This is a genomic window from Geomonas propionica, from assembly GCF_016458235.1.
GTDB classification, from domain to species: domain Bacteria; phylum Desulfobacterota; class Desulfuromonadia; order Geobacterales; family Geobacteraceae; genus Geomonas; species Geomonas propionica.
The window spans coordinates 52350-64800 of record NZ_JAEMHK010000017.1; the positions used below are offsets into that span (position 1 = coordinate 52350).

The window sequence follows — 12451 nt, forward strand, 5'->3', positions numbered from 1 at the left end:
GTCAACCTTCTTGATGTTGCAGGGTGACGGTTCCCACGACGTCCAGCCGGTCCGGATGGGAATACACCTCGAAGCGGTCGGCCTTCACGTACCCAATCACGGTGATCCCCGCCTCCCCGGCCATCTGCACCGCGGTCGACGTCGGAGAGGTACGGGAGGCGACGAGACCGATACCGAGCAGCGCCGCTTTCGCCACCAGCTCCGTGGAAATCCGCCCCGACGTGACCAGCATCATCCCCGTCAGGTCGACCCCCTTCAAGAGCGCCTCACCTGCGATCCGGTCGATGGTGTTGTGCCTCCCGAGGTCCTCGGAGAAAAGGGCGACGCTGCCATGCCCGACGGCGGCGGAATGGATGCCGCCGTGGGTCGCGTAGGCATCGGCCTTTTGCGCCAGTGCGTCCATCATGGTGAAGACATCGGCCGGCAGGTACCCCCTGGAACAGCTCGGGCCCATCCGGCGGGCCTGGGGGATGGTGAAGCTGATTCCCGTGCCGCACCCCGACGTCAGCACCGGCTTCAGGCTCTCCGGCAGCTCCCCTTTTATCTGCACCTTGGCCATGCCGAAGTCGTTGCAGACGGAGAGGAGGTAAAAGTCCTCGGCCCGCTCCACCAGCCCCTGCATGCGCAGGAAACCCGCCACCAGGAACCTGAGGTCGTGCGGAGAGGCGATCAGCGTGGCGAGTTCCCTGCCGTTCACGTTGAGAACCACCGGGACCTCCTCGACTACCTCGCGCTCCCGTGCCGACAACGTTCCCTTTTCATACCTGTAGACCCAGCTCATGAATCCTCCGCTCCGGTTCTGCTTGTTACCGTCTTCACCCGCCTATCCCTGACATGTGGAAGGAGGCCGGGGGAAATGCCGGCCGCCCCCTCATCTCGTGACCCACGGGCTTCGCCTGCACGATGTTCCGTATCTCCTGCCTGAGCAGGGTGTCGTCCCCGGCCGCCAGCAGCGGCCTCAGGTCCACCCCTTCGCCCGAGAACAGGCACCCCTTCGCCATTCCCGACGCGGTCACCCTCAGGCGGTTGCAGCTGCCACAGAAGTGCCCGGTCATGGCGGAGATGATCCCGAGCGACCCCGGCGCGCCGCGCACCCGGAAGTTGCTGGCAGGGCCGGAATGCTCGGTCCGCTCCAGTTTCTCGATAAGGTAGCGCTCCGCGATCCGCTCCAGGACCTCCGTACCCGGGATGGAGAAGGCGCGCCAGTTGGCCGAGTGGCCGGTCGGCATGTACTCGATGAACCGGACATTGTAGGGGCGCTCCCTGGTGAGCTCCACGAAATCCATGATCTCGTGGTCGTTCACGCCCCGCATCAGGACCACGTTGATCTTGTGCGGCGGGAAACCCGCTTTTTCCGCGGCCTCGAGGCCGGAAAGCGCATCTGAGAGCTTTCCTCCGCGGGTGATCCTGGCGAAGATCTCCGGCTTCAGCGAATCGAGGCTGATGTTAAGCCGCCGCACTCCCGCGTCCTTGAGCCCCCGGGCCATCTCGCCGAGGAGGATGCCGTTGGTGGTAAGCACCAGTTCCTGCAAGCCTGGGAGCCGCCCCAGCCGGGCCAGGAATGGGAGGATCCCCCTGCGTACCAGCGGTTCGCCTCCGGTCACCCGTATCTTGGAGATCCCGGCAGCGACGGCCTGTTCAGAGACCCTCAGCAGGTCCTCGAAGGAGAGGATCTCGTGGTGAGGAAGCATCTGAACGCCTTTGGCCGGCATGCAGTAGCGGCAGCGCAGGTTGCAGCGGTCCGTGACCGAGAGCCGGAGGTAGTTGATGCGTCTGCCGTAAGAATCGATCAGCGACATGGTCAGCCTCCTTCTAGGGAACGTGTCGTCGTCACAGTGTAAATGACCCGCCACATCTCCGGCACACTCCTCCCCCCGGAGGGGGGAGGCTGGGAGGGGGGTGCCTCTGATTGGGAATCCCCCTCCCTAACCCTCCCCCTCCGGGGGAGGGAACTGAGCCTACAACCTAAACTTTGAGTTTAAGGATCCTGGCCGCGTTCCCTCCAAGGACCGCGGTGACGCCTTCCGGCGGCAGCGGCAGTTCCGCAATCGCCTCCATGTTGTGGCGGATGCGCGGCATCGCCGGCCAGTCACTGCCGAAAATGGTCTTGCCGGTATTGCGCGCAAGCTCGGGGAAGTACGTCAGAAGCTTCGCGGGGGGTAGCCCGGAAAGCTCCATGTAGACGTTTGGGTGCAGCCGGGAGAGGAAAAAGGCGCGGTCGTACCAGAAACCGCGCCCGGAATGTGCCATGACCAGGTTCAGCGAGGGAAAGTCGACGGCCACGTCGTCGAGGTGCAGGGGGTTGGCGTATTTCAGCCTGGTCCCCTTGAAGATGGAGGAACCGGTGTGGATCAGGACCGGGATGCCGAGTTCCTCGGCGGCCTGGTACAGGGGGTACATCCTCGGCTCGTTGAGGTAATAGTGCTGGTAGCTGGGGTACAGCTTGAGGCCCCGGAACCCTTCGCTTTCGACCTTGCGGCGCAGCTCACCCCCCAGGTCGGTATGCAGGTGGGGGTTCAGGTCGCAGAAAGGGATCAGCTTCTTCCTGCCGCGGCAGAATTCACGCACGGAGTCATTACTGCAAACGCCGGTGGTGACCGGGTTCAACTCGGCGAGGATGCAGGCGTAGTCCACGCCCTCCTCTTCAAGAAGCGCCTCGAAGGCGCCGGGATCGCTGTAGCGCGCGGCGTACTCCTCGTAACCGCCGGGATGGGACTGCGCAATCCAGTCCGCCACCCAGGGGTGCATAGAGCCGTCGTAGGTGGCGAGGTGTACGTGGAAATCTATCCGCAAAGACCGCGGTTTCTGTTCGCCCGGCGCCGGCATGGTTTTTCTCCCTTTACCTTCAGACCCGCTCCACGATGGTGGCAATCCCCTGCCCAAGGCCTATGCAGAGCGAGGCGAGCCCGTAGCGCGAGCCGCGCCTTCTCATCTCGTGCACCAGCGTGGCGGTGATGCGGGCGCCGGTGGACCCCAAAGGGTGCCCGATGGCGATGGAGCCGCCGTTCACGTTGACCTTTTCCGGATCGATCCCCAGTTCCCTCATGCAGGGAATGGCCTGGGCGGCGAACGCCTCGTTCAGCTCGAAGAGATCGATGTCGTCGATGGAAAGCCCTGCGCGCTCCAGCGCCTTGCGGATGGCCGGAATGGGACCTAGCCCCATGTAGGACGGGTCGCAGCCGGCAACGGCACTCGAGACCACCCTGACCAGCGGCCGGTATCCGAGCTGGCGTGCGCGCTCCGCTTCCATGAGAAGGACGGCGGCGGCCCCGTCGTTGATGCCGCTCGAGTTGCCGGCGGTGACGGTGCCGTCCTTTTTGAAGGCTGTGGGGAGCTTCCCCAGCTGCTCCATGGTGACGTCAGGCCGAGGAAACTCGTCCCGTTCGACCAGGAGCGGGTCTCCCTTTTTTTGCGGGACGGGAACCGGCACCAGTTCGTCGGCGAACCTGCCGGCGGCATGGGCGGCGCTCCATTTTCTCTGGGTAGCGAGGGCGAATTCGTCCTGCTCCTGGCGCGTGATCCCGTAACGCAGCGCCACGTTCTCCGCCGTGTCCCCCATCCCCTCCTTGGCGTAAGGCTCCGTCATCCTCGGGTTGGTGAAGCGCCAGCCGATGGTCGAGTCGAAGACCTTCATGTCGCGGGAGAACGGGGAGTCGGCCTTGGCGAAGACGAAAGGGGCGCGGGTCATGGATTCGGTTCCCCCGGCGATGAAGACATCCCCCTCGCCCACTTTGATGGCGAGTGCGGCGGCGTTGACCGCGTTAAGCCCGGATCCGCAGAGCCTGTTGATGGTCTGCCCCCCCACGCTGTGCGGCAATCCGGCCAACAGGGCGGCCATGCGCGCCACGTTGCGGTTATCCTCGCCCGCCTGGTTGGTGCAGCCGAGGATGACGTCCTCGACCAGGGAGGGATCGAGGTTGTTGCGCTCGACCAGTTCCGCTATGCACAACGCCGCCAGGTCGTCCGGCCTGACCTTGCCAAGGGCGCCGCCGAATTTTCCAACCGGGGTCCTTACCGCATCGATAATCACCGCTTCACGCACATGAACCTCCATGCCTGCCGGGAGTTTTCGCCGGCGGGTCTAGCTGATTGATTGGTTCCCCTGATCGTCGTCACCGTTAAGCCCCCTACCGCCTTTGGAAGTACATCGATGATTCTGCCATCCGGGTAAGTCGCCAAAGCGTCCCCGCCCCCGGAGGGGGAGGGACAGGGAGGGGGAACGTAGTGGCTCGATCCGACTCCCCCCTCCCGACCTCCCCCCTCCCGACCTCCCCCCTCCGGGGGGAGGAGCGCCTGTTCTAGATGTACTGCCCTGAATCCACCCGTATCACCTCACCGGTGATCTTGCCGGCCGCGTCCGACAGGAGGAAGGCCACCGCGTTGGCGATGTCCTCGGGCTTGGCGAGGTCCGGGAGCAGGCACTCGTTCCTGGCCTTGTCGAGGATCTCCGCGGGGAGGGCGAGCGCCATGTCCGTTAGCACCATGCCCGGCGCCACCGCGTTCACCGTCACCCCCTTGGGCCCAAGCTCGCGCGCCAAAGTCTTGGTAAGCCCGATGAGGCCCGCCTTGGAGGCCGAGTAGTTGGCCTGGCCGAACTTGCCGCGTATGCCGTTAATCGAGGTGATGTTCACGATACGGCCGTAGCCGGCATCCCTCATGCCCGGAGCGAAGGCCCTGACCACGTTGAAGGCCCCGGTGAGATTAACCCCGAGCACGGACTGCCACTCGTCGTCCGACATCTTGAACACGCTGCGGTCGCGGGTGATGCCAGCGTTATTGACCAGAAGGGTCACCTGGTCCGGGATGGCAGCCACGGCGGCCGAGACGCTGGCGGGGTCCGTGATGTCGACCTTGTGGAACTGGTACCCGGCTCCCGCTTCACCATCGGCCACGTCGAACACGTGCACCTTCGCGCCGTGCTCCAGGAGCATGCGGGTGATGGAAAGCCCCAGTCCGCGCGCGCCTCCGGTGACCACCGCGGTGCGTCCCTTGAAATTCAAAAAGCTGCTCATGTCGCCCCCTATAAACCTGCTGGATGTACTCCCCCCAACCAGGCTCGTGTTCCCGTAAAGGGCGGGCAACCGAGCCATCGGGTTCCCCCCTTTGCGAAGGGGGGACAGGGGGGATTTGATCTTTGCATTGTTGGACTCCGGGGGATTGCCGCCTGTCCGAGAGAACGGCAATCCCCCTTCCCCCCTTGAGGGAGGTGAGTTCCTTATCGCACGCCTAACGATCGAGCCAGGTCGGCTGACGTTTCTCGACGAAGGCCATAAGCCCTTCGACGGAGTCGTGCGTCTTCATCATCTCTTCCAGGTAAAGCTTCTCCACGAACTCGATCTTCGCCCGCACCCGCTGCGCGAACTGGCTGCGGGCGGCCCTGACGGCGAACCTCAGGGTGCTCGCGCTCACGCCCGCGAGATGCTTGTCGAAGTAGTCGTAGGCCGCCTGATCCGGATCCTCCGCAACCACCGAGACGAGACCCAGAAGGAGCGCTTCCTCCGCACTCACGCTGCGACCCGAGAAAAGGAGGTCCTCCGCCTGCGCCTGCCCGATCCGCTCCGGCAAGAGACAGGAGGCAGCGGGCGCGAAGACGGCAAGTTTGATCTCCGGCTGTCCGAGCTGCGCGTTGGGTGCGGCGAAGATGAAGTTACCCGCCGCGACCACCTCGAGCCCCCCGCCCAGGCACTGCCCGCGCACCGCGACCAGGACCGGCACCGGGCTCTCCACGAGCTTCAACACCAGGGCGTGCAGCGATTTCAGCATCTGCCCGCAGGAGTCGGGCATATGCTCGTCGACGCTGGCCCCGAAGCTGAAATGCGGCCCTTCCGCGTTCAGCAGGACGGCCCTCAGCTCCGGACGGACAAGATACTCGTCCAGGGCAGCCTGCAAAGCGGCGATCATGGCGGCGTCGACGATATTGGCTTTCGGGCGCGCCAGGGTGAGTTTCAGGAGGCGGCCGTCGCGCTCGAGGCTCACCTTGAGCGGGGACTCGGCCGGCGCCGTCATGGTCGGTGCGGCTGCGGCGGCTTGGCTCATTGCACACCTCCGGGGACCAGGATGGCGCGCCTGGTGAGCTGGTGCGAGTGCGCCGAGGCGAAGACCTCGTTGATGTTGTCCAGCGGGTGCTTCTCGATGAAGGGGGCCAGGTTGACCTTGCCGTCCAGGACCAGGTCGAGCGCGGCCGGGTAGAGCTCGGTCAGGCAGCCCCAGTTCCCCAGCGCGCGGGCATGGAAGGCCATCAGGTTAGAGAGGCGCAGTTCGATCTTGTCCATGGTGAAGCCGACTACGGAAAGGGTGGCGCCGTAGGTAAGGAGACCAAAGGCGGTATCCTGGCCGGGAGCGCTGCCGGAGCACTCGAAGATCTTCCAGCAGGTCTCCTTGAGACCCTTCTCTTTCACGAAGGCGTTGATCGCCTTCTTCAGCTCCTTGCCGGCGATCTGGCGGGAGTTGAGGGTGAGCGCGGCGCCGTGCTGTGCCATGTTGTCCAGTTTCACCTGGTCGACGTCGATGGCGATCACCGTCGCGCCGAGGGCGTTGGCGACCTGAACCGCGTAGCCGCCTACCCCGCCGACGCCGATGACGATGGCGACGTCTCCCGGCTGCACCTCGGCCTGGACCGCGGCCTGGTACGGTGTGGTCACCGCGTCAGCGACAACGGAGATATCGGCCAGGGTAAGGCCGGAAGCGGCCAGGCGCTTCTCGTCGACCGGGCAGAGGGTCTTGGCCGGCACCACGATGTGCGACGCGAAACCGCCGTGGATGTCGTTGCCCGGCATCTGCTGGGCGCGGCAGATGGTGCCGTGGCTGGAGAGGCAGAGGTCGCACTCGCCGCACGGCATGACGGCCGGGATGAGGACAGCCTTGCCCATCCAGGTGCCGGCGCCTTCGCCGGTGGAAATAACGCGGCCGGAGATCTCGTGCCCCAGCGTGAGCGGCGCGGGATGATTGAAACGGACTCCGCTGTAGTAAAAGCCGAGGTCGGTATGGCAGACGCCGCAGCCGGCAACCTCGACCACGACCTCACCGGCTCCCGGGGTCGGGGTGAATTCGCTCTTCGCCATAGGTTCACCAACGGCCATCATAGACCAGCGATACGCTTGCTTGGACATAAAACCTCCTCCTTCGTTAGTGGCTGTCCGGGTGGTATACGGATCAGCAAAACTTTGTTTTGTGTAAATAGGTACCACAATACCAATTTAGGTGTCAAGCTCATTTAGTCATTTTTTTTGCGGGGACGTTGCTTTGGAAAGGGGGAATAGAATCCGTTGTAACCGGTGCTGTGTTGCAACGAAGCAGCGCGGAGAACGAATCCCGAGGGAAGGACAGACAACCGGCACAGCAATGGAAGTAACAGCGTTATCCAATCACCAGATCACGCCTCGAAGCGGTACTCCATGTGGAAGTTCCCGCTTTCCTGGGAGAAGACCACCGAATGCCCGAGCTCGCGGTGGTAGCGGAGCATCGCCTCGTTGGTTGGTAGAATCTCGGCCTGGAATCCCTCTACACCGTGCCCCCTGGCGTACTGCTCGAGCCGGCGCATGAGATAACGGGTGACCCCCTGGCGACGATAATCCTCGTGCACGACGACGGCGGTCTCGGCCATGGCGGTGCGAGGGTTCACTGCGTAGCGCGCCACCGCCACCATCCTCTCGTCCCCCTCCACGGTATCAAACACCGCGAGCGCCATCCGGCTGTCGTAGTCGATGCAGACGAGCTTCGCGGCCTCGCGGTGCGCCATCTGGACCTTGCTGCCGAAGAACCGGTTGTACACGCTCTCGGGGTCGAGGCTGTAGAAGAACTCCTGCAGCAGGCGTTCATCGACCGCCTTGAGCGGGCGGACCAGAAGCTCCCTACCCGCGAACCGGCGGGCCTCTTCGCACTCCCTCGGGTAACGGTCGAGCGCCTGCTGCCACACCTGCTCGTCCTCGTAGACGTAGTGCTTCTTCTTGACGAAATCAAGCAGCTCACGGCGGTAATCGGGGTGGGCTATGGAGATGAGGGCGAGCGCGCGCTCCCGTATCGTCTTGCCGTGCAGGTAGGCGATGCCGTACTCGGAAACGACGTAGTGGGCATCGCCACGGCTGGTCACCACCCCGGTGCCGTCGTCGATGCGCGGCACGATGCGGCTCGCGCTGTTGTCCCTCCCCTGGCTTCGGATCGCGATGATCGGCTTGCCGCCGCGACTCATGGCCGCGCCGCGCGTGAAATCGACCTGGCCGCCGATGCCGCTGTAAAACTTGTAGCCGATGCTATCCGCGCAGATTTGCCCGGTGAGGTCGACCTGCAGCGCTGAGTTGATGGCGACCACGCGGTCGTTGGCGCTGATCACACGCGGGTCGTTGACGTAGTCGGAGGGATAGAACTCGACGCCGGGGTTGCCGTCGACGAAGTCGTAGAGCGAGCGGCTGCCGATCACGAAGCTCGCCACGCTCTTGCCGGGGTGGACCTTCTTGAGCCGGTTGGTGATGTTCCCCTGCTCGATGAGCGGCAAAAGCTGCTCGCTGAACATCTCGGTATGGATGCCCAAGTCGCGCTTGTCGGCGATGAACTTGAGGACCGTCCCGGGGATGGCGCCGATCCCGATCTGCAGGCAACTGCCGTTCTCGACGAGCCTGGAGATGTGGTAGCCGATCTGCAGCTCCACCTCGTCGGCTTCTTTGGGCTCGGAGACGAGGATGGGTGCGTCGGACTCCACGATGGCGTTGATCTGGTCGAGATGGACGGTGGTCTCGCCGAAGGTACGCGGCATGCGCGGGTTGATCTCTGCGATCACCAGCCGTGCCCGGTCCAGCGCCGCCCGCTGGATATCCACGTTGATCCCCATGCTGCAGTAGCCGTGTCGGTCCGGCGGGGTGAGTTGCAGAAGAGCCACCTGGTTTCCCCGCTGCCCCGAACGGATCAGTTCCGGTATTTCGCTCAGGAATATGGGGGTGTAGTCGGCACGGCCGTCACAGACCGCCTCACGAATCTGGCTGCTGATGAAGAAGGAGTTGTGTCTCAGGTGCCCGAGATGGCGGCTGGTGAAATAGTCAGCGGTGCCGAAGGCGAGGAGTTGAATCAGCTCCAGGTCGTGGAAAGAGCCGGCGTTTCTCACCAGCGCGGCCAGAAGCGTCTGCGGTACCGCACAGCCGGACCCCAGAAAGACGCGCCACCCGGACTGGATTTGCCGCACCGCCTCGTCGGCCGTCGTCAGCTTTTGCCGATACTGCTCCATGAGTCGTACGTCCATATCCCCTCCCCCCTCAAACCTTTACAACCCATCCTCAGAACGTTACACGCACGCCGCGCCCGACATTAACAAGTTAACACTGTTATCAATACTCAGGCCACAAATAACGTCACACATTCAGCAACATACCATTAAAATCACCACAGCATACTCGCTTGGCCCATCTGGTGCAAAACACTATTTTACAAAATTCACACCTGCACCAAAAGGAGGCCGACATGCCGTACAGTCTGAACCTGCCGGACACTTTCAATGCCGCCGATCATTTCGTTGACCGCAACGTGCGTGAAGGGAGAGGGGGCAAAGTGGCCGTGCTCTGCGAGGACCGCTCCTTCACCTACGCCCAGATACAGGCCGGGATGAATCGCTTCGGCAACGCCCTGAAATCGCTTGGTGTCCGCATGGAGGAACGCGTAGCCCTCCTGCTTCTCGACACCGAGGTCTACCCGCAGGCGTTCTTCGGGGCTATCAAGATGGGGGCGGTCCCGGTCTGCCTGAACACGATGAACCGCTCGCAGGATTTCCAGTTTTACCTGAACGATTCCAGGACACGCGTCCTGGTTGTGGATGCGCCCCTTCTTGAGATGATCGAGCCGATCCGGGGCAACCTCCCCTTCCTGGAGCACGTGATCGTCCCCCTTCGCCAAGGCTCCCCCCTTCGCCAAGGCTACGGGGGGCAGGCCCCTTGTTGCTCGGGCGAGCCTTCTGTGAACGGCATGCGCACTGGAGATCTGGACTTCGACGCGCTTTTGGCGGCCCAGTCGGACCGGCTCGACACGGCGCCTACCTGCCGCGACGACGCCTGCTTCTGGCTCTACAGTTCAGGGTCGACCGGTTCCCCCAAGGGGACGGTGCACCTGCAACACGACATGGTGTACGCGGCCAACACCTACGGGATGAAGGTCCTCGACATCAAGGAGGACGACGTCTTCTTCTCGGCGGCGAAACTCTTCTTCGCTTACGGTCTCGGCAACGGCATCTACTTCCCGTTCCACGTAGGCGCCACGGCCGTGTACCTCCCCCAACGACCAACTCCGGAGCAGGTTTATGCCACCGTGCGCCGGCACAGCCCCACCCTCTATTTCGGGGTCCCGACCCTCTACGGCCAGATGCTGGAACAGGAAGGTTCCATGGCCGGCGTACGCCTTTGCGTCTCAGCCGGAGAGGCGCTCCCCCCCGCCTACCTGCACCGCTGGAAAGCCCGTTTCCAGCTCGACATCCTGGACGGAATCGGCTCAACCGAGATGGCGCACATCTTCGTCTCCAACCGCCCCGGCGAGATCACCCCGGGCAGTTCCGGGAAGGTGGTCCCGGGTTACGAAGCGCGCATCGTCGACGAGAGCATGCACGACGTCCCCCCCGGCGAGATCGGGACGCTGCTAGTCAAGGGCGACAGCGCCGCTGCCTACTACTGGAACAAGCATGGCAAGACCAGCGAGACCATGATGGGACAGTGGCTGAACACCGGCGACAAGTATTACTGCGACCGCCAAGGGTACTTCTTCTGCGCCGGCCGCTCCGACGACATGCTCAAGGTAGGCGGAATCTGGGTCTCACCCAACGAAGTGGAATCCTGCCTGATCGAACACCCCGATGTCCTGGAGTGCGCCGTCATCGGCGCCTGTGACGAGGACAACCTCGTCAAGCCGATGGCATTCGTGGTGCTTTCTGCCACCAAGGAACCGTCCGAACTGGTGGAGACGGAGTTGAAGGAGTTCGTCAAGTCGTCCCTCGCCCTTTACAAGTACCCGCGCTGGATCCGCTTCATGGATGAACTCCCGAAGACCGCCACCGGCAAGATCAAACGCTTCGAGCTGCGCAACCTGCTGCAGCAACAACAGGCCGCCTGAGAGCGGCTGCCAACCAAAAGGAGGGCCACGTGCTCCAGAAAAGAATCCTGTTACCTGCAATGCTGCTTCTGGCCGCCCCGGCACTGGGGCAGGAACTCGCCCCGAGCGGCGCACCCGGCTACAACTGCGACTTCAACCCCTCCTGCGAGGTGGCCCCCGGCTTCTACGGCAAGATGGCCTCCCCGGTGATGAGCAAGTTCAACATGAGCTTCGGCGGTATGGTGAAGCTCGACTACGTGCACAACTCGGTGAACCTCGGTTCCAACGGTGCCCTGGCGACCCTGCAGCAGGGGGGGATCCCCAAGTCGAGTTCGCCCGCCGGGCAGCAGGACCAGTCGATCTTCACCGCGCGCCAGTCGCGCCTCTGGTTCAAGGTAGCGGGGCCGCCGGTGCTGGGAGCGAAGACCTCGGCGCTGGTGGAGGTCGACTTCTACGGCGCCAACGGCACCAACGAATCCGGGAACCTGAGGATGCGCCATGCCTACGGGACGATGGACTGGGAGAACACCCAGCTTCTGTTCGGCCAGTACTGGGACAACTTCGGCGTCGCCTCCGCCTCCACCCTCGATTTCGGCCTCGGGGCCACCGCCGGCAACCCGCAACAGCCGCGCGTGGCGCAGGTGAGGGTCACGCACAAGGTGAAGCTTTCCGACCAGAACCTCCTGAAGCTGAGCCTGTCGGTGCAAAACCCGGTGCAGGACTCGAACCAGCAGACCGGCAGCGCCACGGACAGCTGGGGAGGGATGGTCAACGGCGCCGGGCAGGCCATGCTGCTCAGTAAAAGTCTCGGCGTTGCCCCGGGCTTCTGGGGGCTCTCCATGAACCCGCTGCAGGCCGGCTTCTTCGGCCTGTACGGCCGGGAGGATGTCGGCGGCAACAGCCAGAGCCTCGACTCCTGGGGATACGGCGGCTACCTGTTCGTGCCGGTTTTGCCCTCCAAGGATGGCAAGTCCCGCGCCATGACGGCGAGCTTCGAGGCCCAGGCGTACCAGGCCGCGAACATGTCCTTCAACTACGCCACCGCCTCGCCCCTCATCGGGCCCGCCGGGGACAAGAGACCCGCGAAAGGGTACGGCATGTTCGGGCAGGGGATCTTCTACCCGACCCAGGACCTGGGCGTCACCGCCGGCTACGGCAGGCGCAACGCCTACGACTACGGCAGCTACGCGGGAATTGCCAACTACCAGAAATGGAGCTCGCAGCTCTTTGCCAACGTCTCCTACGACATCAATGCCGCCATCCGCTTCGGCGCCGAATACCAGCACCTCGACACCCGCTACGGCAACAACACGGCGGGAAGCTCCGACACAGGAATGGCTAACGTCTACCGCCTCTCCGCCTTCTACTTCTTCTAACTTCACGCCTTAAAAAG

Annotated in this window: 10 protein-coding genes; 2 read left to right on the forward strand and 8 right to left on the reverse strand. The window is 63.7% G+C overall.

What is annotated here, in order from left to right; translation table 11 throughout:
* Position 1: 1 nt before the first annotated feature.
* The 8 genes from fdhD to JFN90_RS19055 form a co-directional block, all read right to left on the reverse strand.
* Positions 2–781 (reverse strand): formate dehydrogenase accessory sulfurtransferase FdhD, encoded by a 780-nt coding sequence (fdhD, locus tag JFN90_RS19020; RefSeq protein ID WP_199396700.1) that lies wholly within the window; start codon positions 779–781, stop codon positions 2–4.
* Between the two features lie 34 nt (positions 782–815).
* Positions 816–1799 (reverse strand): GTP 3',8-cyclase MoaA, encoded by a 984-nt coding sequence (moaA, locus tag JFN90_RS19025; RefSeq protein WP_199396701.1) that lies wholly within the window; start codon positions 1797–1799, stop codon positions 816–818.
* A gap of 166 nt (positions 1800–1965) precedes the next feature.
* The gene (locus tag JFN90_RS19030) at positions 1966–2826 is read right to left on the reverse strand and encodes an amidohydrolase family protein (RefSeq protein WP_199396702.1); all 861 of its coding nucleotides are present in this window, start codon (positions 2824–2826) and stop codon (positions 1966–1968) included.
* Positions 2827–2845: 19 nt separating this feature from the next.
* On the reverse strand, positions 2846–4042 hold the full coding sequence (locus tag JFN90_RS19035) for a thiolase family protein (RefSeq protein ID WP_199396703.1): 1197 nt from the start codon (positions 4040–4042) through the stop codon (positions 2846–2848).
* 256 nt (positions 4043–4298) lie between these two features.
* Positions 4299–5012: a 3-oxoacyl-ACP reductase FabG gene (fabG, locus tag JFN90_RS19040; RefSeq protein WP_199396704.1), complete on the reverse strand. Its 714-nt coding sequence runs from the start codon at positions 5010–5012 to the stop codon at positions 4299–4301.
* A gap of 214 nt (positions 5013–5226) precedes the next feature.
* The gene (locus tag JFN90_RS19045; RefSeq protein ID WP_199396705.1) at positions 5227–6036 is read right to left on the reverse strand and encodes a cyclohexa-1,5-dienecarbonyl-CoA hydratase; all 810 of its coding nucleotides are present in this window, start codon (positions 6034–6036) and stop codon (positions 5227–5229) included.
* A complete protein-coding gene (gene had, locus JFN90_RS19050) occupies positions 6033–7109 on the reverse strand; it encodes a 6-hydroxycyclohex-1-ene-1-carbonyl-CoA dehydrogenase (RefSeq protein ID WP_199396706.1) in 1077 nt (358 codons plus the stop codon). The genes JFN90_RS19045 and had overlap by 4 nt, the downstream gene beginning before the upstream one ends.
* Before the next feature lie 263 nt (positions 7110–7372).
* A complete protein-coding gene (locus JFN90_RS19055) occupies positions 7373–9229 on the reverse strand; it encodes a bifunctional acetyl-CoA hydrolase/transferase family protein/GNAT family N-acetyltransferase (RefSeq protein WP_199396707.1) in 1857 nt (618 codons plus the stop codon).
* 218 nt (positions 9230–9447) lie between these two features.
* Here JFN90_RS19055 and JFN90_RS19060 point away from each other — a divergent pair, with 218 nt between their 5' ends.
* Both JFN90_RS19060 and JFN90_RS19065 read left to right on the forward strand, forming a co-directional pair.
* Entirely contained in the window at positions 9448–11079 is a 1632-nt protein-coding gene (locus tag JFN90_RS19060) for a benzoate-CoA ligase family protein (protein ID WP_199396708.1), read from the forward strand.
* Positions 11080–11138: 59 nt separating this feature from the next.
* Positions 11139–12434 (forward strand): hypothetical protein, encoded by a 1296-nt coding sequence (locus tag JFN90_RS19065; RefSeq protein WP_199396765.1) that lies wholly within the window; start codon positions 11139–11141, stop codon positions 12432–12434.
* Positions 12435–12451 lie beyond the last annotated feature (17 nt).